Origin of the sequence: Pelagibaculum spongiae (assembly GCF_003097315.1) — a bacterium.
Taxonomy (GTDB): Bacteria; Pseudomonadota; Gammaproteobacteria; order Enterobacterales; family Pelagibaculaceae; genus Pelagibaculum; species Pelagibaculum spongiae.
In genome coordinates this window covers 494340-515877 of record NZ_QDDL01000001.1, presented here as the reverse complement: position 1 = coordinate 515877, position 21538 = coordinate 494340, and the positions used below count along the sequence as shown (strand labels likewise).

Genomic DNA, 21538 nt, shown 5'->3' with positions numbered 1-21538 from the left:
AAAAAAACTCGATAAACAAATGGCTCCGAAATGGAGCCATTTTTTTAAATTTGGCGGAGAAAAATAATGGCTGTGGGTACAGGTGAATTTCCAGAAATGAACCCGGTAAAAGGTTTTGCTCTAGGTACTACCAAAGCAGGTGTTCGCTATCCGGATCGTAAAGACCTGGTAATTATGTCGCTAGTGCAAGGTTCAGAAACTGCCGCTACTTTTACTAAAAACCGTTTTTGTGCCGCACCAGTTACTTTGGCCAAGCAGCATATGCAATTGCAATCTAGTCGGTACTGGTTAGTCAATACAGGTAATGCGAATGCAGGTACCGGTCAGCAAGGTATGCAGGATGCGCTTGACTGTTGTGCTGCGCTAGCTAAAAAAACCGACCAACCGATTGAGGCTGTACTGCCATTTTCTACTGGTGTGATTGGTGAAAAGCTATCTACAGATAAGGTAATTGCTGGCTTGGATGCTGCGTTGTCGGATTTAAATGAATCTGGTTGGCTGTCTGCTGCCCAGGGCATTATGACCACAGATACTCGACCTAAAGGCGCTTCAATTAAAACCGAAATAGCAGGTAAATCGGTCACGCTAACAGGTATGTCGAAAGGGGCGGGAATGATTTGTCCTAACATGGCAACCATGCTTGGTTTTGCTGCGACAGACGTAAAAATGCCCGCGGATTTATTGCAACAAGCGCTAGCTGAAGCAGTAAATCAGTCGTTTAATTCGATTACTGTTGATGGCGATACTTCTACTAACGATGCTTGCATGTTAGCGGCTACGGGGCAGGGTGAGTTGGAGATTACTTCAGCGGATCAAGCTGAGTACCCGATATTCTGTAATCTATTAAATCAGCTAATGCTTGAGCTAGCACAAGCGATTGTTTGTGATGGCGAGGGCGCGACCAAACTGATCGAATTTAAAGTAATTAATGGTGCGTCGGTCGAAGATTGTCGCGAGGTTGGTTATACCTTGGCACATTCTCCTTTGGTAAAAACTGCATTTTTTGCTTGCGACCCTAACTGGGGCAGAATGGTGGCGGCAATTGGTCGAGCAAAAATCGATCAGTTGGATATTGATGCTATTTCGTTGAAATTAGGGGGTGTGGCATTAATCACCCAAGGTCAGCCAGATCCGACTTACACCGAACAGGCAGGGCAACAGGTGATGGATCAGCAGTCGATTTGTGTCACTGTCGATCTAGCTGCGGGTAATTCGCAAGCCAGCATCTGGACTACCGACCTTTCCCATGAATATGTAACGATCAACGCGGATTATCGTAGCTAATGTTGCAAGTAGTCGCAGGAATTATTCGTCGCGCGGGTAAAGTTTGTATTTGCCGGCGACCGTCGGATAAGCATGAAGGTGATAAATGGGAATTCCCTGGTGGAAAAATTGAGCCAGGTGAAACCCATCAAGAGGCGCTTTATCGCGAACTAGATGAAGAGGTTGGTATTCAGATAGGTCAGGCAGAACCATTGTGTCGATTAGTTTATCGCTACCCAGAAAAAACAGTCTGTTTGAATTTTATGGTAATCGATCATTTTTCAAATGAGCCGTGGGGTAAAGAGGGGCAACCGCTTCAATGGGTCGATCAGAATGACTTGGCAAGTTTTACTTTTCCGAAAGCCAATTTCCCGGTAATTAAAGTATTGTCATTGCCGCAACAGTGTCGAGTTGTTTCTGCCGAACAAATAACCGAAAACATATTGAGTGGGTCGGCGCAAAATGCGGATTTATTGTGTTTGCAACGAGGCCGTCAAACAATAGTCGAGTACGCTGAAACAGCTGCAAATTTGCTTTCTAATTTGCCCTGTGCAGATCATTTATTAGTTGATGACTTTGCTTTGGCACAGCAATTAGCGTGTGGTTATTTTGGCGGAATTTCTGATTCAATGCATGATGGCAAGAAAATACTATTGGCTCAGATTTGTAGTAATGCTAGTCAAATTGAGAAGGCGATTAATGCCAAAGCTGATGTGTTGTTGCTTGATAAAATCACAGATTCTTCTGAATCGATTTCACAATTAATGGATTTCTGCTCGTTACCCGTTTATCTGCAAGCGGCAAATATTGTGCAAGCCAAACGCTTGGGTGCCAAGGGCGTTATTTTAAGAGAACAAATGAATGACTGATCAAACTTCGAAAAGCGAACAGCGAATTCACCGCTGCCCGCAATGTAAAAAATCAATGATATGGAGTACCGATAATCCATGGCGCCCATTTTGTTGTGAGCGTTGTCGGCAAATTGATTTTGGTGATTGGGCAGATGAAAAACACCGGATTGCCGGTGATCCAGTGCCTAATAACAGCCAAGATCTAGAGGATGACTATCTTTAATAGCAATGCCTTGCTGAGAAAATAATTGCAAGGTAAAGCACTGGCCGCTGCCGCTGATAATGGGGTAGCCAGTAAAACTTTTGGCGAGCTGGACTCTAACCAGTCGCCATTTTTCACTATTTTTAGGCTTAGGGGATTCAATTGCTCCTGAGCTAGCTTCTAACCTTTGATAAGGTGAAAAATCTCGCGCCAATTGCAGTAAAAGATCCAGTCCATGTTCGAGCAATTCAAATTGTTGGTGCCATCTTCCTAGGTCATGAGCACTTTCTTCGCTATATAGCCAGTGCTTCAATATCGGCATTTCAAAGTCACAAAACCCGCCGGGAAGCAAAGCTTTTCGAGTCATGGCTTTCCATAAGTGATCACTTTCCAGCGTACTATCAAACCTACCGGCTCGGCCGCATAAATCACGAGAAGTGTTTTGTAATTCACCGATTAAGTAATCTAGCCGACTTTGGTCAACCGCCGGATTAGTTTGTAATGGTTTGAGTTTGAGCTCGAGTTGATCAAGGCTGCGAGAAAGCTCAACTTTGGGATCGACACGCATACACAAGGTAGACACCTCGACTAATGAGCGAGCTGCGGCAAGTTGTTGTCCATTGCTGTTGTAGCATTTGAAATGCTGAAAAAGCTGATGAAGTCGCAGAAACTGGCGAAAAGCTTCATCTAATGGAAATTCGTATGTTAAAAAATCAGAAGATGCCATTTGGCTCTGGCTAAAATAAGTATTTAATCAATTTTAGCAGAAGCTAATCTGAGATAGGTATTTTGCAGTGAAACTAATTGCGATTGCTGCATTTCGATCGGCTGTGAATTGTCGATGACATCGTCTGCCGCTGCGATTCTTTGTTCTCGAGTGGCTTGAGATGCAATGATTTTGTTAACTAACTCTAAATTTGAACCGTCTCTGGCAATCGTTCGCTCTATTTGCAATTCGATGGGGACATCGACAACTAAAATGCGGTCGACTAATTTTTTGAAATCAGATTCAATTAATAGCGGTACTTCAAATATGACGTAGGGGCTGGAAGATATTTGAGCCTGATGCAACATATGTTGACGAATAGCGGGGTGTAACAGTTGTTCCAGCCATAATTTTTGTTTAGGTTGATCAAAAATTGCAGCGCGAAGTTTATGTCGATCTAGTTGATGATTTTGATCGACAATATCTGATCCAAAGTGAGTGATAATTTTTAAAAGAGCAGGTGTTCCCGGTTCAACAACCGCACGAGCAGTTTGGTCTGCATCAATTACATCGATGCCTTGCTGGCGAAAGAATTGGCTAATGGTGCTTTTGCCACTGCCAATTCCTCCGGTTAAGCCGACAATAAAATTACTCATTTCCCAGCTTATCCCAGTAAGTAGCTTTGATAGAAATTAATAATTTGATCACCCCATAGCAAACAAATCCAACCAGCAGCAGCTAAAAATGGGCCGAATGGAATTGGCTTAGATTTATCTCTGCCTTGCAATGCGATTAATGCGATGCCTACTACCGCACCGACTAGTGATGAACATAAAATAATGACTGGAAGTTTTGTCCAACCCATTAATGCACCAAGCGCAGCCAGTAGTTTGAAGTCACCATAACCCATGCCTTCCTTGCCAGTGATTAGTTTAAATACCCAATAAACGGACCATAAACTTAGGTAGCCAGCCATTGCGCCAATCAGCGCTTGTTCCGGTGAGACAAATACATTGCCAAGACTGGCAAGTAAGGCAAGCCACAATAGTCCCAAAGTTAATTGATCTGGAAGAAGTTGGGTGTCGTAATCAATCATGGTTGCTGCGACCAGAATCCAACTTGCAATGACTGCAACTAGACCGGCTTGAGTCCAACCAAAATAGTAGAGTGCAATGGCTGAAATGGTGGCAGTTGCTAGTTCAATAATCGGGTAGCGCGCGCTAATGGGGGTTTTGCAGTCGCGGCACTTTCCGGCTAAAAACAAATAACTAATCACAGGGATATTTTCTAATGCAGAAATTTTGTGGCTGCATTTAGGACATCGTGAAGCGGGTGTTGCGATATTAAATTTTGACTGTTGTTGCTCTTCGATGGCTTTGCGAGCAGATTCGGTTAGATCTTGAGGGAAGCATTCGGCGTATTCCTCACGCCAGCCACGCTCCATCATGATCGGCGTGCGATAAATAACCACATTTAGAAAGCTACCAACCAACAGTGAAAAAATAAAAACGATCGAGACTTGTGCCATCAAAGGCAAAGATGCGAGCTCAGCTAAGAAAGAAAACACCAGTTAGGAATCCTGCAAGGAGAGAAACTACCAATCGGCACTCGAGTGAATCGAGCGCCGAATTTATATGATTTGTGGTTTATACCACTTGGCCTAGCTTGAAGATTGGTAAGTACATAGCAACTACTAAGCCACCGATGACTACGCCAAGGAAGACCATGATGATTGGCTCTAATAAGCTAGAAAGGCCATCTACTGCAGTATCTACTTCTTCTTCATAAATATCTGCGACCTTTTCTAGCATGCTGTCCAAAGCGCCGGATTCCTCACCAATCGCCACCATTTGAACGACTAGGTTAGGGAATAGATTTCGTTCCCTCATTGCAGCGTTTAACCGAGTACCTGTCGCTACTTCATCTTTAATTTGGTGGATTGCTTTCTGGTAAACTAAATTGCCACAAGCGCCGGCAACTGTGTCCATAGCTTCAATTAGAGGTACGCCTGCGGCAAAAGTAGTTGATAGCGTGCGAGCGAATCGCGCAACAACACCCTTGTCTAAAATTGGGCCAATAACTGGGATTTTTAACAGGAATCTATCGATTCCGGCGCGAAATGCTTCAGATGATCTATGGGTCTGAATGAAGGCATATGAAGATGCAACAATAATACCTAATGCTGCCCACCAATAGTCTTGCAAGAATCGAGAAGCACCAATAACCATCTTGGTAAAGGCTGGTAAATCAGCGCCGAAACCAGCAAACAGAGTCTCAAACTGAGGTACCACAAAGATTAGCAAAATAGCAGTAACGATCATTGCCACCAGCATGATCGCTGTTGGATAGAACATTGCTTTTTTGATTTTACGCTTCAAAGATTCTGACTTTTCTTTATATAGCGCAATTCGCTCCAGCATTGCTTCCAATGAACCGGATTGTTCGCCTGCTGCTATCAAGTTGCAAAATAAGTCATCAAACTGTCGAGGGTGTTTTTTTAGTGCAGATGAAAAAGTAGAACCACTTTCGACGTCAGTTTTGATATCCAAAATCAACTGGCGCATGCCTGCTTTATCTGAACCTTGGGCGCAAATATCAAAAGACTGAACTAACGGAACACCAGCCTTCATCATTGTTGCCAGCTGCCTTGCAAAAGCAGCAATATCCTCAGTCTTAGGCGGCTTGATTCTAGCGGCAAATAACGGTTGAGGTTTTTTGCGCACGCGTTTTGGGTTGATTCCCTGTTTACGCAGATTAGCCTTGGCAATTGCAAGAGAAGGCGCGGTAATTTCTCCGGTGGATGCCTGTCCTTTGCGATCGGCTCCCTGCCAAGAAAAAACAAAGGTTTTTATCGTTTCAGCCATGTTTTAATCCTGAACCATTCTAAAGGGGCAGCTGGAAGCTGACCTGTTTGTCCCAAATTGTACCAGTATGTTCGGTATATCAATACTGACAAGTGGTTGAGAAAATAAATTAGTGCATTTTCTTAACAATTTGTCACCGAATTAACAATCGGCTTAATCTTTGGTTACCCGATTCACTTCAGCCAAACTGGTCACTCCGTGGCGAATTTTTTCAAGACCTGATGCTCGAAGGTCTGGGATTTCTTCTTTTTTCGCCTGGTCGGCAATATCGATAGCATTGCCACCGCTCATAATGATTCGGCCAATGCTATCGGAAATCGGCATTACTTGGTAAATACCAACACGTCCTTTATAGCCACCAGTACACCGATTACATCCTTTAGGTTCAAAAACAATCAGATCTTCGACTTCTTCTTTCTTGAAACCTTCAGCAAGCAGTGCTTCTGTAGGTATTTCAGCGCGAGTTTTGCATTGCTCACAAAGACGTCGAGCAAGACGCTGCGCAATAACTAATTGAACTGATGTTGCAATGTTAAACGGTGCAACACCCATATTAAGTAATCGAGAAAGTGTTTCTGGGGCACTGTTGGTGTGAAGTGTGGACAGTACTAAGTGACCTGTTTGCGAAGCTTTAATCGCAATTTCGGCCGTTTCTAAATCTCGGATTTCACCAACCATAACTACGTCAGGGTCTTGGCGAAGGAATGCTCGTAATGCAGTGCTAAAAGTCAGGCCGGCTTTAGGGTTAACGTTAACCTGGTTTACGCCGGGCAAGTTAATTTCTGCCGGGTCTTCAGCAGTAGAAATATTGCATTCAGGCGTATTAAGAATATTCAAACCGGTGTAGAGAGATACTGTTTTACCGGAGCCAGTTGGCCCAGTAACCAGGATCATTCCTTGAGGTTGAGAGAGTGCGGCTTCGTAAATAGCTTTCTGTTCTGGTTCGTAACCCAGAGCATCAATGCCAAGTTGGGCGCTGGATGGGTCGAGTATACGCAGTACAACTTTTTCACCAAACAAGGTCGGACAAGTACTAACACGGAAATCGATAGCACGATTTTTTGAAATGCGCATTTTAATTCGACCATCCTGCGGGACGCGTCGCTCGGAAATATCTAAGCGAGACATTACTTTTAAACGCGCTGAAAAACGTGCCGACAGGTTGACTGGAGGTGTCGCAACTTCTCGTAAAATACCGTCTTGCCTCAGACGGATACGATACATTTTCTCATAAGGCTCGAAGTGAACATCAGATGCGCCAAGGTTAATTGCATCTAATAAAATTTTGTTTACATAGCGGACAATTGGTGCGTCATCTTCTCCGTTACCAACGCCAGAATCCTGGCCTTCGCCTTCTTCATCACCACCAATATCCAATGTATCAAGGTCAGTATCGGCAAGGTTGTCAAAAGCAGAAGCTTGTTGAGCGCTTAGAACCTTATCAGCAATACGCTTTAACTTATCTTCCTCAACCAAAATTGCTTCAGTACTAACGCCAGTATTGAATTTAATTTCATCTAGCGCTTGCAGGTTGGTTGGGTCAGAAAGGGCTACAAATAAGCGATTACCGCGACGTAATATAGGTAAGGCGTTGTGTTTACGAATTAATTTCTCATCAACAATGCCTAGAGGAATGACTTCTGGGTCAATCGCATCAAGATCGAAAAATGGAGTGCCAAAATGCTCGGATGCAGTTGCTGCAATCTTGGTTGGCGAAATAATGCCTTCTTCAACCAGATAGCTTACGAGGTGTTTTTTTTTCTTCTGTGCTTCTTCAACAACAGAACGGGCTTGTTGTTCTTCGATTAAATTGCTAGTGATCAGCTGTTTAATCAAGCCACTTAAATGAGTATTGCCGCCACTTCTTGGTGTCATAACGAGATGCTAGGTCCTTGATCAAGCACAATATATCGGTTTGAAGGCATTGGTTGCCGGTGTCTGGTGGCGACAAATGCTTAAATAGTATGTAGCAAGCAATCCAACTTGGGAAGAGGTGCGACCAAGGTATAGTCACACCTCGACTATTTAGTATCGAATTATTTACAGCTTGATGGAGAGTAGTCGGCGCTAAATGGTGTGGCCGTATTGGTAGTACAAGTCCAAGTCAGGCGGCCATTAGTAATAGCTGTCCCTGAGTTGCTGACTAGATTAAATTGAACCCGTTTGTTAGTACGAACGGTACCCGTTGCAGTGATGGTAATAGCAGCATTACTGCCACCGCCAGTAATGTTAACACTGCCATTTGGGGTTGATGGGCTTGAAACCGAAGCTGAGCTTGGAGTGCGTAATTCAACCGCAACAAATTCTGCAATTTCAGCTTTAGGCTCCGAAGTTAGTGCTAGGACCTCAGTTGCTTCTGCGCGACCCAAATAAGTTTGGTATGCAGGCAAGGCTACCGCGGCCAAAATACCAATGATCGCAATAACGATCATCAATTCAATCAATGTGAAACCTTTGTTTAGTACTTTCATTGTCTATCCCTTTCAATGTTGTCTAACCTTGGCTGAATTAATAGCGGTTATTAGCCATGGGTAAGAGTGAATTTATACCCTCAGCCAGAGTATGGTTCAGAATAATTTTTTTTTATGACAAATTTTGTCCGTCTGACTACATTGTTTTTATGGCACTCAAAAAAAAACTCTATGACTAGCCGGTTGGTTATTGTTGCAGCCATTTTTTTATTTTTAATTTCTGGTGTAACAGGTCCATTCATGTTGGATGATTTTCCCAACATATTGCACAATCCGGCAGTGCTTTGGGGTGAGTTTAGTTTTGCCAATGTTGTTAATGCTATTGCCTCTAGCCCCAGTGGAATTATCAATCGTCCCTTACCTGTATTGAGTTTTGGTATTACATACTGGTTGTTTGGTATTGATGCAACAGCATTTAAACTTATCAATTTTGTGATTCATATCGCTAACGCTTTGTTGGTGTATTCATTAGTTAAGCATCTTTGCCGGTTATTACCTGAAAAACTCCGTCAGCAGAATTTAGCCTTTTGGATTGCATTGATTTGGGCGCTCCACCCTCTGCAGATTTCTTCTGTATTTTATGTCGTACAGCGCATGACGCTAATGTCTAGTTTCTTCATGCTGTTAATCATGAATGTTTATTTGCTGGCTTTGCTGAAGCCAGATGCTAATCACAAAAAATACTTGCAAGGTTTGGGGTGGGTGCTTGTTTTGTTAGTTCTGGGTTTTCTGTGCAAGGAAAATATAGTTCTGGCAATACCGCTAATATGGCTTTTAGATAGAGCGTTTCGCACAGGAGGCCAAGTAAGGCAAAGTAACTTGATTGGCCATGTGTTTTTTTCAGTATTTCTATACCTTCCTGCCTGTTTGATTGTTATTTATTCTTTTGTATCTCCTGAATGGTTTCTGGTGGACTACAGCAAAAGAGATTTTGACCTAGTAGAACGACTATTTTCACAAGTGATCATTGTGAAGAATTACTGGGTATGGTCAATTTGGCCAGATATAAGCCAGCTAGGGCTGTTTCATGATGATTTCGTTATTGTCAGATCAATGAGCTGGGCGTTATGGCTAACGTTATTCTTTCATGTCGCATTGTTGATCGTTAGTTTGGTTTTATGGAAAAGATCGGTGTTTTTTTCTGTCTCGATTCTGTTCTTTTATACTAACCACTTACTAGAGTCGACTTTAATTCCATTAGAGCTGATTTTTGAGCACCGTAATTATCTAGCATTACTTGGTCCTGTTTCGATTGTTGTTGTAGCGGTGAGCTCACTTTTAACAAAGATGCAAAATATCAGGTTACGTCCGATAGTCATGTTTGTCCTTGTTTTGTGCTTTGCCTTGCCTGCTTCACTTCGAGCCTATCAGTGGGGTACACCGGGATTATGGGTGCAAATGGAGGTTGAGAATCATCCTAAATCAGTTCGAGCAAGGCATGCTTTCTTAGTTCAGCTATTTCATAACTCGGTTGAGAATGGAATATCACTAAAGACTGAACAGCTTATAAATGTGCATTTAAATAAAGTATTACAACTAGATCAGAATCATTTGGCCTCCCTAGTGATGATTATTAAGTTGCGATCAGTATTGGAAAAAGAGCAAAGAGATCAAGACTTGCAGCTATTATACGGCAGACTTAGTAAGGCAAATGCTAATTTGGAGCTTCATAAATCTCACTTTCAGGACTTACTTCAATGCCAGCTTGACGGCTACTGTAAATTTAAACCTCAGGTGTTAGAAAAATCTTATGCTGCGATTGGCAGTAACCCAAATTATTCTGACGAATTTAGAGCAGATCTTATGGCGACATGGGCTGTTTATGTCGGCCAGGCATATAAGTTTGATAGTCAAATTGAAGCACTATTATTACAAGCGAATGCAGTAGCCAAAACCCCTTACGTATACGAATCTCTTGCTCAATATTATCTATTGTCAGGTTCATTAGGCAAAGTGAATCAGTTATTGAGCGAATGGCCACAATCTCGTGGATCATGGATCGCCCGGCGTCGAGTAAAAGGCTGGTTAAAAAACTATTCGGAAAATAAAAAATGAGTAAGGATCTAACAATCATTCTTCCAGCCAAAAATGAAGCGAATACCATCGGTTTGTTATTGGATCAATTAGTTGAAAAATTCCCTTTAGCGACTGTTATTGTTGTCAATGATGGCTCAAGTGATGATACCGGAGTCATTGCAAAGCAGCATGGTGTGTCAGTCATTTCGCATCCTTACTGCAAGGGTAATGGCGCTGCAATCAAAACCGGGACTCGGCAAGTAAGAACTCAGTGGATTGCAACCATGGATGCCGACGGACAACATCAAGCACAAGATTTAATGTTGCTATATAAAAAAGCTCAACAAGGTTTTGATATGGTGGTTGGCGCAAGAAACAAGCAAGGTCAAGCCAGTATTTTTCGTTTAATGGCAAATAAGTTTTATAACACTTTAGCAAGCTGGATTACCGGCCATAAGATTCAAGATTTAACATCGGGTATGCGTGTAGTTCGAACTGATTGTTTTCGTCGTTTTCTCTACCTTTTTCCGAATGGGTTTTCTTATCCGACTACCTCGACAATGGCATTTTTTAGAGCTGGATATAGTGTTACGTATCAAAATATTGATGTGAAGAAGCGGGTAGGAAAAAGCCATATAAAAATGTTTCGAGATGGTGCAAGGTTTTTACTGATTATCTTTAAAGTTGGTACTTTGTATTCGCCTTTGAAGCTTTTCACGCCAATCAGTTTGGTATTTTTTGTTCTGGGGCTTGCTTATTACGGTTACACCTTCAGTTTCTATAGTCGCTTCACCAATATGTCCGCATTACTTTTGATTACTTCAGTGCTGATCTTTCTTATCGGAATTGTTTCTGAGCAAATTACTGTGCTTCAGTACTCTAAAGGTGATGTGGAAGATGAATAAGCTGCTAGTCAGGTTATACCAGGTCATTGAAGCTGAGCAGAAAAAGCATGTGTGGATATTGCTGGTTTTAATGGTGCTGACCAGTGTTACTGAGTTAGCGGGTATTGGTGCTATAGTGCCGTTAATGATGGTGGCCAGTTATCCGGAAAAAATAAATGATTTTGGCCTGCTGATTCCTGACTGGTTGTTGGTTGGCAATAATTTATTGATTGTCTCTGGTGCAATTTTTCTCGTTTTTATTGTGATTTCAAATCTAGTGCAAATCTTCACGCAATTTTTTCTAAATCGATTCTCTCAGGGTGTTGCTAGTAAGTTAGGTAATCGTCTTTTAGTTTATTATCTTCATCAACCTTTAGTATTTCATCTGAATAGTGATAGCAAACAGCTTCAAAGCTATATGATCAATGAACTTGATCGGGTCGGTACGAACATTATTGCACCAGCCTTAAGATTTTTTTCACGCGTTATTTCTATTGCCCTAGTAAGTGCTGTGGTTTTTGTTCTATCACCGATCATCGCGATATCGCTAATGGCCGTGTTAGTAGGTGCTTATTGGTTGATTTTTAGAGTTTTGAGAGGGCGGGCAGAAAATAATGGCCGTGAAATAAGTCGGCTGTCGACCAAAAGAATACAATACCTCATCGAGGGTTTTGAAGGTATTCGAGAGTTATTGATCTATCAGAAGCAACAGCTGTATACCGATAGTTATGCGAAAACTAATTTGCAGATTAGTCGTTCGCAAGCAGACAATCTCACGCTGGGTTTTGCACCTCATTACTTGGTTGAATTAGTCGCTTTGGTTGGCATGCTAGTGATTACTTTGAGCTTTATGATCAGCATGGGAGGGATCGTTAATGCATTGCCATGGATTGCTTTTTACGCGATGGCTGCATTTAGGTTGATTCCAGCTTTTCAGCAGGCTTACTTGGCCTTAGCTAGTATGCGAGGAAGCCAAGCATCACTTGAACTATTAATTGATGATCTTGAAAAATCGAAATTGTTTAGACCAGGATTAATCGATGAAGTAGATGTTAATCCAATTAACGTAATTCAGTTAAAAAATATGGATTTTTCTTTTAATGGCGAGTTTAAATTGTTCTCTAAATTAAATTATTCTTTTTTCAATGATGGGATAACCTTGCTTAAAGGGCCTTCGGGTCTGGGTAAGAGTACACTAGCAAATCTGATTATGGGATTGCTTAAACCTGATTCTGGAGAAGTTCAATATGACCAGCAACCATCTGCTTATGGATTGATAGGTTTGGTGCCTCAGCATGTGTTTTTATTGAATGCCACGGTGGAGAAAAATATTGCTTTTGGTAAAAAAATTGATCCGAAACGAATTTCTTGGGCAATTAAAATGGCAGAAATAGATTTTCTTAGCCAAGATGGGGCGCAACAAATAGTCGAAGATAGCGGTAAAAATTTCAGTGGTGGTCAGAGGCAAAGGCTGGGTTTAGCAAGAGCTTTATATCAGGAACATAGCTGGTTGGTTTTGGATGAAGCAACCAGTGCACTGGATGCTGATCTAGAAGAAAAAATTATTGCAAGCATCCAAAGCTACTCCAAGAATCATGGTGTTATTGTTATTAGTCATAGTTCGGCCTGGGAGTCTAAGGCTGACAAGATTCTGGATCTACAGCAGCAACATAGCGAGCCAGCCAGCTAACGATATAGGCACTGGGAGAGTCTTGACTGAATTGGTCAGGGCTTTGGAGTTTCTCGATATTATCAATACACCGAATAAGCTGCTGCATATTGCCACAAAGTCGCACATTAGTGGTTAAACCTTCTTGGCGCTCGGTATGATTTCTCGCTAATAAGCAAGGTTTTCCCAAGTAACTACATTCCTCCTGGTTACTGCCACCATCGCTGATTAATAGTTCTGCATGTGTTAACAGATGTAAAAAATCCCGATGAGTGTATCTAGGCCTTAATTCAATGTTGGGGTTGTTACCTAACCGTTCGGTGAGTTGAAATTTTTCTAATTGTTTAACAGTTGGTGGATGCAATATAAACAATAATGGGATTTTTTTTGCTGCAACTTCCAGCCAATGAATTAATTCAATAAATCTTTCAGAATCAAAAATATTTTCAAATCTGTGTAGTGATACCAATGCATATTTATAGTTAGGAATAGATAGATCATCAGATGCAGGTTGTGAAAGTGAATATTTTACAGAATCAAGTAAAGTATTTTGTTGGGTGTTAACACTTTGCCCTGAAAATTTTTCTAAGTTTTTCTCAGCCCAGTCACCAGGGGCGAAGTAGATATGGCTGAGTCGGAACACTAAAAGCCGTGTCAATTCTTCAGGAAATGGGTTTCGTAAATTGAACGAACGCAAACCTGATTCAACGTGGGCAACTTTCATTCCTGCCAACCTAGCAATCAAAGCGCCAATCAATGTGCTAAACGTGTCGCCATGCACCAACACGATGTCGTCAGGCCCGGTGTTTTTACCCCACACCCATGACTTAAAAAAAATCCCCATGCTAATAAGTTTTAACATCCATAACAGCATAGAGAACATTCCTGTGATGTCTTTATGCTGGTGTAAGGTAACATCAGGATTTTTTAGTCCAAAATCGCTTCGTAAGCTGTCAATAGTCTGCTGATGTTGACCGGTAAAAATAAACCGCCATTCGAGTTGTTTCTCTTGTAATTCGATCATGATCGGCGCCATTTTAATCAATTGTGCCTTGGTACCTAAAATTACATGAATCATGGCGCATCTCCATTTTCTGGAAGTACTTTATGTAACGGGATTCTCGGTTCAGAAGCGATATCTTGCTGTAATGTAGCTAATAACAATTGAAAACCTAATATAATCGGTAGAGCCGACAACATAACAGTACCATTGCTAGCAAATTCACCTGAAATAGAAAACTGAATCCACTTGATAATTCCAAATACAATGCCATAGCCAGTTAAAAATATTCCGCTTAACATCCAGATGCTGGCGATATTGAAATCCCGTAGAAAGTAATTGTAACCCAGTCGTTTAAATAGGTTTCTGCAATGCTTTCGGCTGAACTCTCCAATGCTAGAAATTGGATTTAAGCTACTAGGTTCGCCTTGATAAGTTGCTTTCATGGGGATGTCGATCACCAGTGCACGAATCGTGTTTAACCTGAAAAGCAGATCAGATTCGAAAAAATAACGCTGTTCTAATTTATCTAGCTCTAGCCGACGAGCAACATGGCTATGGATGGCGAAAAAACCATTGTTGGGATCCATAACACTCCAATAGCCGGTAGATAACTTGCTAAGAAAAGACAACCCGGCGTTGCCAAATAAACGAATTTTAGGCATTTGTTCTAGCATTGTAAGGCTCCAGAATCGATTGCCCTTGGTAAAGTCTGCTTTGCCTTCAATAATCGGCGCAATAAATCTAGGAATGATCCTTGGATTCATTTGGCCGTCACTATCGATACGAACAATCACTTTAGGGTTAAGCTTAAGTGCCGCTTTAATTCCGCTACAAACTGCACCGCCAACCCCTTTGTTTTGTTGGTGCTGAATTACTTGGATTCGGCTGTCAGCAATGATCGACATTGCATGTTGAACAGAATTTTCTGGGCAAGCGTCATCTACCAGAATAATAGAATCAATTTCAGGGCCAACTTGCTTTAAAACTTCTGGCAGCTGATCTCGTGTTTTATAACAAGGAATTATTAAACAGATCATGCGCTAAATCCAATAATCATAACACCAGAAATGATAAATAAAATTCCACATAATTGAGGTGTGGAAATCGGTTCGTTAAATAAAACAAAAGAAAATAGAGGAACTAACCCAAAAGCAAGTGCAATAAATGGATAGGCGATATTTAGCGGAACGCTTCTGAGTAATTGAATCCATAAAATAGTCATGGATCCATACAAGACGAGTGCGCCCCATAATAACGGTTGATGTAATCCGCTAGCGAGTGCAGCCAACCCTTCTCCTTTGATATTAACCGCACCGGCACGGAACATTAATTGCCCGCCACTAAGACCTAAAACGCATAATGCACACAAACCGGCTTGATTCAGGGTCATTGTTTGCCTTTTTCTTTAGTTACGAATTTAAGCCATAGAAGGTATGCACTAGAAAAGGCAACTAAATAGATTGCCCAATGAACCGGCCAGCCGTAGCGTGGTAAGGGTGCCATCACTACATGAACCGCTGTGAAATAAACCACGAGTAAGCTAGAGATTAACAGTGTTATGTTGTGCCCGCGAAAGAAAGTAGCAAAAACAAATAATGCAGCGAATAATCCAAATAAATATATCGGCGTATGAATGGTTTGTACTGACTTCTCGATCGCATCGAAAATGGTTACATTATCAAACAATGAGTAGTTGACTGAATAAATATGAGGGCCGCCAGCACCTGCAATAATATTGCCTGACCAGAACATTTGAGGTTTCTCAAATAAATACCATCGTAGGTATTTGTCTGGTTCTTTTTGAGCTCGCTGTGAAATTATAGATGTCGCATTGCTAATCGATTGAGACATAAGCTGATATTCGGGATCTTCCTGATAAGGCCTGCCCTGTAGTGTTGGGTCATTATGAATTAAGTCTGGATAACCGCCAAGTGCGATAGAGGGCGCTGCCAAGCCTGCTTTCCCTGACACGTGAATTTGCCAGGGCATGATAACCAACAACCAACTAACAAAAATGAGCAGTGCACTTTTTTTGAAAGTTTTTACTGCGTGAGGAATTAGTAATAACGGAAATGATAAAATTGCAGGGCGAATGAGAGCAGAAAATCCAAATAAAATACCGCAAGCAAACAATAACCATCTTTTATTGTTTTCATTGGCGGCAATGTAGCACCAACAAGACAGTAGTAAGCAAAATATAAACCAGGCTTCAGTTAATACATAACTGACCGATGCAATCATCCAAGGTGATACGCTAAAAATCAAAGCAGGGAAAATACTAAAAAGATTAGGAATTACTCTTAAACTGAGACGATAAACAATGAGTGCGCTGAGTGCGCCGAGAACAGATTGAACCATCAAGGTAATCATATAAAACTGATGTTGATTGCTACTGAAAGACCAGATTGAAGATAACAGCCAAGGGTAGCCTGGAGTAATGTAACTAGTCGCCTCGTAGGGTACAGCCATGCTTAGAGAGTAGCCATGGCCAGTAGCTAGGTTAAAGCCAAGCAGTGCATACTTACCCGCATCAGCTCGAAAAGGAAGGTCAACATCTACCGTTATTGCATAAGTAAGCCGTAGAATTAATGCGAGTGAGAAAATGGCGAAGCTAATTAGATAGTAATTAGGCCGCTGGTGAGATTCTGTTTCACTACGAACATAAGCGGCTTTTTCTTTAGCGGCCCTAACTTTCTCTCTTTTTTCTGCAAGCGCCTTGTTTAACTGATGGTAGCCAGTGATCCCCGGTTTCTTCTTATCTTTGACAAACATATTCATTGTATTGCGTCCATTGCAAAGTGATTGACTAGCTTGCCGTTTTGATTGATGAGTAATAATCGACTTTGATAATGTCCAGCATGAATTACTGGATATAAAACCAAATTATCTTGATTAATATTGTCTTGTATTTTTTTAGTGACTTTAGCATTTTCAAAAAAATCGCTGTTGAATTTTTTTGCTGCAATAAATCGTTCAAGGTTTTGTGGAAAGCTTGAAAATAAATCGCCCTGACTCCATTCAAAAATACCTGACTGGATTTTACTAATTGAAGCTAAAAGCTTATCAACATCATCTTCAGCGGCGGGTTCAATAAATATTAAGGCAGGAGATTGATCGCTAAAGTGAGTGGCGTGGTCGGCTGGCAATCTTTGTGTGATTAGTTCGTGGGCATAAAAGGTATGGAACTTACCATTAGTTTCAACAAAACTAATCCCTGCCGGGCGACTTTCCCATGTTGCCCAAACACCGCCACTTAGCGCAGCTAATTGAATAAAACCAATAGCTAACAAGTCTTTTTTGATTAAGCTAGTAGCTTTGTTAGGGTTGAAAATTATTAATGTAATCAGCGGTCCTAATACAAGATCGCAACCAAGAATTAGCCACAAACCCTGGTAGCCGCCGTCGGTGAAGAATAATGGCCCGGGATACCAGATAAAAACTAGCCAATAAGAAAGTACAATCAGAATTAAGGTACTGATGAGCAGATGAATCAAAAATGCTTTGGCGCGAGTTTTTGCAGTAACAAATAGTATTGCTGGAGTAATCTTTTCAACCTGTTCCATGGCTTATTTTCTTGATTTTGTTTGCAGGGGATACCTCACAAAGTGTAGACCCAATTTTCTGATTGCTGGATTTAATTGAGTCGAACTCAATAGCGAGCCAAGTTAATTTTATGCATGTATTTTATACCGTTATCATTGATGCTGTTGATGTTGGTTAGAATAGGTGTTTCAGGTTGTAATAGGTTGCTCTTTTAGCTGTGTTTTTAAATGTTGGTTCGAATGGTGTTTTGAATTTATCAGTAAACCTATAGAGAGAGCCGCTATTCAACCATGGTTGGTCAGGCCAAAGAATCGATACAAAGCTGATGATGACTATGCTAAAAATGCTGATATGAGTGGGGTAGCCCAATTGAATCCAGTACAATCTGTAGTAGATAAACGCTACTGCACAGCACAATGATTGGAGAGGCTGAATGCGCGATCTGAGTGATATCCGCCGTGAGTATTGTCAAGGCGGCTTAAGAAGAGACGATTTGCCAGAGCAGCCTATGGCGTTGTTCGAACGTTGGATGGAACAGGCAAAAGATGCCGGCTTGTCAGACCCAACAGCAATGAGCGTTGCAACGGTCGATCATAGCGGCCAACCGTTTCAACGAATTGTTCTGCTTAAGCGGTTTGATGACAATGGCTTTGTTTTTTTTACCAATTTGGGCAGCCGCAAGGCAAAACATTTGGCTGAAAATTCCAAAACCAGTTTATTGTTTCCATGGCATAGCCTGGAGCGCCAAGTTCATATAACGGGTGAAGCAGAAAAGCTGAGCACAACCGAAGTGCTCAAATACTTCATGACTCGGCCAAAAGAAAGTCAGATTGCTGCCTGGGTTTCCAAGCAAAGTAGCCGAATTACCGCGCGAAGTGTTTTGGAAGGCAAGTTCTTTGAAATGAAGCAAAAATTTTCTAAGGGTGAAGTTCCTTTACCAGAATTTTGGGGTGGTTACCGGATAAAGGCGGAAACCATTGAATTTTGGCAAGGCGGTGAACACCGATTGCATGACCGCTTCCTTTATAACAAGCAAGATCAGCAAGATTGGGATATTGAGCGGTTAGCACCTTAATTACCTAATAAGAAATAAAAAGCAGTGATTGCAACAAGATTTTTATACTGGTTGCAGCGCTGCTTTTAACTAGAAAGACAGTGCCATTCTCAATTGCTTTATGATTAGTGGCGCAACCGGTACAATCCATCGCTTGATTTTCTAAATAAGATCCTGCTTTGGTTGCGCTGACGTTTGAACAACAAGCGGTGGTTACCCACGCTTCTAATGCCCCATCTGATGGTTCATCCCATGCATTAGTTGCTGCGGTTGCCGGTTCCGGTAAAAGCACCACATTGGTTGAGCGAATTATCTATTTGCTTTCTCAGGGTACAGACCCGCAACGAATACTGGTGTTGATGTTCAACAAATCAGCTCAGGTCGATTTTCAGAACAAACTCAGCCAACGTTGCCGCCAAATGCAACTGCCGAATGTGCAGGTATTAACCTTTCATGCGTTAGGGTTACGAATTTGCCGCTGGATGAGCAAGCAAGGCATCATGCCCAGCATGAGATTGCTGGAAAGTGACGGAAAATTACAGCAACTATTAAAGCAGGCAATTAAGGCTTCAGCGCCGGTTCCCAGAGATAAAGATCAACAAGAAATGCAGCAAGAGCTGCTTGACTGGATGGACTTGTGCAAATCAGAAAACCTACCGCCGCATAAAGCTCATGCTTGTAAGGTGGATGGAAAAACCGTCGACGCGTTTTTTCTGCGAGTATTTGCTAACTATGAAAAATTGCGCCATCAGCAAGATATCCAATCTTTTTCAGACCTGATTTATGACCCACTGCGTTTATGCGCAACTGATGCGGCATTGGCCAAGCGACTGGGCAATCGATACGATCATATTCTGGTCGATGAATACCAAGATATAAATTTATCGCAGCAATCGTTGCTAGAGCTATTGGCCGGTGAGCGGGCCAAGGTGATGGTAGTCGGCGACGAAGACCAGTGCATTTATGCCTGGCGCGGTTCTCGACCAGAATTTATGGGCCAGTGGTTTGAACAACGTTTCTCTAATGAAGCACACAAGGTTCAGCGTTATACCCTGAGCTATACCTTTCGGTTTGGTCATCAGCTATCGCTACTGGCGAATAGCCTAATTCGACATAACCGCCAGCGACAAAGAAAATTATGTATTTCCCATGCCAGTTGCGGCGAAACCAAAATTATCCAGCGTGGTTTTAAATCAGAAGCGGCAGAAAGCCATTTGCCTCAACTACTTAGCCAATGGAATTTATCCGGCAGAAAACTCAGTGAAGTAGCAATATTAGTTCGGACTTTTTCGATGAGTCTGGTTTCTGAGCTGCAACTTCGCCAAGCAGGCATTGCTTATAAGATTGAAGGAGCTGCGCCATGCTCTGAGCGTGCCGAGCTTCAGTTATGGTTGGTACTGCTTTCATTAGGATTAGATAAAGGCTGGGCAGATCAAAACAAAACTTTTTTGATTAAAGGCTTTCAGGCGTTGTTACGCTTTTCTGGTTTGTATCTTACAGCCAGCTGGCAAGAATCAATCGCTAGGGAAATGGCCTCAGCGCCAGAAAAAGCATTAAAAACATTCGATGACTTAACCGACAATTCACAAATTAAACCCTTTGTTCGTAGTCGCATGCGAGATTGTTTGCGGGCATGGCGTTGGTTAAGGAAACATTTGCAACCTGATATGAATGCCGCCGACGCATTGGTTGGAATTGAACAGCAGTGTGATTTGTTATCGCAGTTTCGTAGCCAAAGCCTACGTCAGGAATTGGCCACCGATCGACAGCGATTATATGAAAGCCTAATTGATTTTGCCCGGGCCAGTGATTACTCGCTGCAAGCGTTATTGGCAGAATTTTCAAAACCGCAAACCCAGCCGCAGGGTGATTGCTTGTTGATTACCTCGGTGCATCAATCTAAAGGCCGGGAATGGCCATTAGTGATTTTACCGGAGCTATTTGATGGCCGTTTCCCTTGGTATGCCGGTTCAGCTGGCTCAGTGCTACAAGCCGATCTTGAGGAAGAGCGGCGACTATTTTATGTCGCAGCGACCCGCGCTAAAGAACAATTATTGTTGCTTCACCCATACGACCCTCGTTTGGCTCGATTCACCCAGAACAATCGCGCAGCCAAAAACAGCACGCCAGTGGCCAGTCGCTTTTTATATGAATCTCAATTATCAGAGGTGCGGCAATGGAGTGCGCAAATAGAGCAGGGTGAAATGACTGATGAAGAAAAGTTGCCAGAATGGGTGAAGAATTATTTTGATATTGTGTATCCGGCGCAATTAGTCGATGTAAAATAAAGCCCCTTTTTTCAGAAGGGTAGTGATTGCAATTGTAAGATAAAACAATCAAAAGGTGTTGAGTTGAAACATAAAGTTGCTGTTGTATTTATTTGTATGCTTATCTCTGCTTGCTCAGGAACTGGGGGGGCAATTGGAGGTTTAATACCTGCGCCAAAATTATTAAAAGGAAATGTTTCAGGCGATATTTATTATGCTCAAGACGGTTCTTTTCAGGTGAATTTACCCCATCCTCCGAGTGTAAGCTCAAGTGAATGGAGGTATACAAAGGTAACTGAAGGAACAACTGATACATTCACTAAAGTTATTTTTGGTCCGGCGGCTTTTGATATTAATTTTTATCATGTGACTTTTATCAAGCAGTCTGAAATCAATGGTTTTTCGAGTCATTCTGACCAATTGTTTAATGACGTTACAAAGATGCAAGTATATCGTGAGGTGCATGAGCCTAAACAGTTGGTTAAAAAATCAATTGTGATTAATGGTAATAAAGGTTTCTACTCAGCCCATCAAATGGGCCCTTCGCAATGGCTTCTAGCCGCCGTTGTTTATTTTGATGATAGTTATTATGTTGTAGAAGCTGACATATCAAGATCTGTTAAAGGGCCGTTCAATCCTTCCGAGGAAGAAGTTATTAATATGGAATATCAAGTATTTAATCGTTTATTGGAAGGTTTTAAGGTATCGCCACAATAGAAATGTTCAATGTACCTATATGTTAAGT

Annotated in this window: 20 protein-coding genes; 9 read left to right on the top strand and 11 right to left on the bottom strand. The window is 41.8% G+C overall.

Annotation, left to right across the window (positions count from 1 at the left end; genetic code table 11):
• Positions 1-66 precede the first annotated feature (66 nt).
• From argJ to DC094_RS02215, 3 genes are read left to right on the top strand one after another with little or no spacing between them, the layout of a single operon-like run.
• Complete coding sequence (argJ, locus tag DC094_RS02225; protein ID WP_116685452.1) at positions 67-1284, top strand: bifunctional glutamate N-acetyltransferase/amino-acid acetyltransferase ArgJ; 1218 nt, start codon at positions 67-69, stop codon at positions 1282-1284.
• Positions 1284-2132 carry an 8-oxo-dGTP diphosphatase MutT gene (mutT, locus tag DC094_RS02220; protein ID WP_116685451.1) on the top strand — a complete coding sequence of 283 codons (849 nt, stop codon included), beginning with the start codon at positions 1284-1286 and terminating at the stop codon, positions 2130-2132. The genes argJ and mutT overlap by 1 nt, the downstream gene beginning before the upstream one ends.
• Positions 2125-2337 (top strand): DNA gyrase inhibitor YacG, encoded by a 213-nt coding sequence (locus DC094_RS02215; protein WP_116685450.1) that lies wholly within the window; start codon positions 2125-2127, stop codon positions 2335-2337. The genes mutT and DC094_RS02215 overlap by 8 nt, the downstream gene beginning before the upstream one ends.
• Here the strand turns inward: DC094_RS02215 and zapD are convergent.
• The 6 genes from zapD to DC094_RS22490 form a co-directional block, all read right to left on the bottom strand.
• Positions 2300-3043, bottom strand: coding sequence for a cell division protein ZapD (gene zapD, locus DC094_RS02210; protein ID WP_116685449.1), 744 nt, complete (start codon positions 3041-3043; stop codon positions 2300-2302). The genes DC094_RS02215 and zapD overlap by 38 nt on opposite strands.
• Positions 3044-3066: 23 nt before the next feature.
• Positions 3067-3678, bottom strand: a complete 612-nt coding sequence (gene coaE, locus DC094_RS02205; protein ID WP_116685448.1) for a dephospho-CoA kinase — start codon at positions 3676-3678, stop codon at positions 3067-3069.
• Positions 3679-3686: 8 nt separating this feature from the next.
• The gene (locus DC094_RS02200; RefSeq protein ID WP_339374112.1) at positions 3687-4589 is read right to left on the bottom strand and encodes a prepilin peptidase; all 903 of its coding nucleotides are present in this window, start codon (positions 4587-4589) and stop codon (positions 3687-3689) included.
• 79 nt (positions 4590-4668) lie between these two features.
• On the bottom strand, positions 4669-5886 hold the full coding sequence (locus tag DC094_RS02195) for a type II secretion system F family protein (RefSeq protein WP_116685447.1): 1218 nt from the start codon (positions 5884-5886) through the stop codon (positions 4669-4671).
• Positions 5887-6039: 153 nt separating this feature from the next.
• Positions 6040-7761 carry a type IV-A pilus assembly ATPase PilB gene (gene pilB / locus DC094_RS02190; protein ID WP_116685446.1) on the bottom strand — a complete coding sequence of 574 codons (1722 nt, stop codon included), beginning with the start codon at positions 7759-7761 and terminating at the stop codon, positions 6040-6042.
• A gap of 161 nt (positions 7762-7922) precedes the next feature.
• Positions 7923-8357, bottom strand: a complete 435-nt coding sequence (locus DC094_RS22490) for a pilin (protein WP_116685445.1) — start codon at positions 8355-8357, stop codon at positions 7923-7925.
• A gap of 171 nt (positions 8358-8528) precedes the next feature.
• Between DC094_RS22490 and DC094_RS02180 the strand changes: the two genes are divergently transcribed.
• Genes DC094_RS02180 through DC094_RS02170 form a run of 3 tightly spaced genes read left to right on the top strand, consistent with a single transcriptional unit; the run spans position 8529 to position 12947 of the window.
• Positions 8529-10412 (top strand): hypothetical protein, encoded by a 1884-nt coding sequence (locus tag DC094_RS02180; RefSeq protein WP_116685444.1) that lies wholly within the window; start codon positions 8529-8531, stop codon positions 10410-10412.
• On the top strand, positions 10409-11278 hold the full coding sequence (locus DC094_RS02175) for a glycosyltransferase family 2 protein (RefSeq protein WP_116685443.1): 870 nt from the start codon (positions 10409-10411) through the stop codon (positions 11276-11278). The genes DC094_RS02180 and DC094_RS02175 overlap by 4 nt, the downstream gene beginning before the upstream one ends.
• Complete coding sequence (locus tag DC094_RS02170) at positions 11271-12947, top strand: ATP-binding cassette domain-containing protein (protein WP_158527194.1); 1677 nt, start codon at positions 11271-11273, stop codon at positions 12945-12947. The genes DC094_RS02175 and DC094_RS02170 overlap by 8 nt, the downstream gene beginning before the upstream one ends.
• Here DC094_RS02170 and DC094_RS02165 read toward each other — a convergent pair.
• From DC094_RS02165 to DC094_RS02145, 5 genes are read right to left on the bottom strand one after another with little or no spacing between them, the layout of a single operon-like run.
• Positions 12892-14004, bottom strand: a complete 1113-nt coding sequence (locus DC094_RS02165) for a UDP-N-acetyl glucosamine 2-epimerase (protein ID WP_116685441.1) — start codon at positions 14002-14004, stop codon at positions 12892-12894. The genes DC094_RS02170 and DC094_RS02165 overlap by 56 nt on opposite strands.
• Entirely contained in the window at positions 14001-14966 is a 966-nt protein-coding gene (locus DC094_RS02160) for a glycosyltransferase family 2 protein (RefSeq protein ID WP_116685440.1), read from the bottom strand. Before DC094_RS02160 ends, DC094_RS02165 begins: the two co-directional genes overlap by 4 nt.
• Positions 14963-15319 (bottom strand): DMT family transporter, encoded by a 357-nt coding sequence (locus DC094_RS02155; RefSeq protein ID WP_206605550.1) that lies wholly within the window; start codon positions 15317-15319, stop codon positions 14963-14965. Before DC094_RS02155 ends, DC094_RS02160 begins: the two co-directional genes overlap by 4 nt.
• Positions 15316-16707: a glycosyltransferase family 39 protein gene (locus tag DC094_RS02150; protein ID WP_116685439.1), complete on the bottom strand. Its 1392-nt coding sequence runs from the start codon at positions 16705-16707 to the stop codon at positions 15316-15318. Before DC094_RS02150 ends, DC094_RS02155 begins: the two co-directional genes overlap by 4 nt.
• A complete protein-coding gene (locus tag DC094_RS02145; RefSeq protein ID WP_116685438.1) occupies positions 16704-17492 on the bottom strand; it encodes a hypothetical protein in 789 nt (262 codons plus the stop codon). The genes DC094_RS02150 and DC094_RS02145 overlap by 4 nt, the downstream gene beginning before the upstream one ends.
• A 413-nt stretch (positions 17493-17905) precedes the next feature.
• On the opposite strand from DC094_RS02145, the gene pdxH reads away from it, so the two are divergent.
• From pdxH to DC094_RS02130, 3 genes are all read left to right on the top strand, one after another.
• Positions 17906-18547 carry a pyridoxamine 5'-phosphate oxidase gene (gene pdxH, locus DC094_RS02140; RefSeq protein WP_116685437.1) on the top strand — a complete coding sequence of 214 codons (642 nt, stop codon included), beginning with the start codon at positions 17906-17908 and terminating at the stop codon, positions 18545-18547.
• Between the two features lie 158 nt (positions 18548-18705).
• Entirely contained in the window at positions 18706-20814 is a 2109-nt protein-coding gene (locus DC094_RS02135) for an ATP-dependent helicase (protein WP_116685436.1), read from the top strand.
• A gap of 63 nt (positions 20815-20877) precedes the next feature.
• Complete coding sequence (locus tag DC094_RS02130; protein ID WP_116685435.1) at positions 20878-21510, top strand: hypothetical protein; 633 nt, start codon at positions 20878-20880, stop codon at positions 21508-21510.
• The last annotated feature ends 28 nt before the right edge of the window (positions 21511-21538 follow it).

Coding starts and splice junctions, on each gene's coding strand:
- DC094_RS02165 (WP_116685441.1), bottom strand. CDS start 14,004: ATGATTCATGTAATTTTAGGTACCAAGGCACAATTGATTAAAATGGCG.
- DC094_RS02145 (WP_116685438.1), bottom strand. CDS start 17,492: ATGGAACAGGTTGAAAAGATTACTCCAGCAATACTATTTGTTACTGCA.
- coaE (WP_116685448.1), bottom strand. CDS start 3,678: ATGAGTAATTTTATTGTCGGCTTAACCGGAGGAATTGGCAGTGGCAAA.
- DC094_RS02215 (WP_116685450.1), top strand. CDS start 2,125: ATGACTGATCAAACTTCGAAAAGCGAACAGCGAATTCACCGCTGCCCG.
- DC094_RS02150 (WP_116685439.1), bottom strand. CDS start 16,707: ATGAATATGTTTGTCAAAGATAAGAAGAAACCGGGGATCACTGGCTAC.
- DC094_RS02170 (WP_158527194.1), top strand. CDS start 11,271: ATGAATAAGCTGCTAGTCAGGTTATACCAGGTCATTGAAGCTGAGCAG.
- DC094_RS02160 (WP_116685440.1), bottom strand. CDS start 14,966: ATGATCTGTTTAATAATTCCTTGTTATAAAACACGAGATCAGCTGCCA.
- pdxH (WP_116685437.1), top strand. CDS start 17,906: ATGCGCGATCTGAGTGATATCCGCCGTGAGTATTGTCAAGGCGGCTTA.
- DC094_RS02195 (WP_116685447.1), bottom strand. CDS start 5,886: ATGGCTGAAACGATAAAAACCTTTGTTTTTTCTTGGCAGGGAGCCGAT.
- argJ (WP_116685452.1), top strand. CDS start 67: ATGGCTGTGGGTACAGGTGAATTTCCAGAAATGAACCCGGTAAAAGGT.
- DC094_RS02155 (WP_206605550.1), bottom strand. CDS start 15,319: ATGACCCTGAATCAAGCCGGTTTGTGTGCATTATGCGTTTTAGGTCTT.
- zapD (WP_116685449.1), bottom strand. CDS start 3,043: ATGGCATCTTCTGATTTTTTAACATACGAATTTCCATTAGATGAAGCT.
- DC094_RS02175 (WP_116685443.1), top strand. CDS start 10,409: ATGAGTAAGGATCTAACAATCATTCTTCCAGCCAAAAATGAAGCGAAT.
- DC094_RS22490 (WP_116685445.1), bottom strand. CDS start 8,357: ATGAAAGTACTAAACAAAGGTTTCACATTGATTGAATTGATGATCGTT.
- DC094_RS02180 (WP_116685444.1), top strand. CDS start 8,529: ATGACTAGCCGGTTGGTTATTGTTGCAGCCATTTTTTTATTTTTAATT.
- mutT (WP_116685451.1), top strand. CDS start 1,284: ATGTTGCAAGTAGTCGCAGGAATTATTCGTCGCGCGGGTAAAGTTTGT.
- pilB (WP_116685446.1), bottom strand. CDS start 7,761: ATGACACCAAGAAGTGGCGGCAATACTCATTTAAGTGGCTTGATTAAA.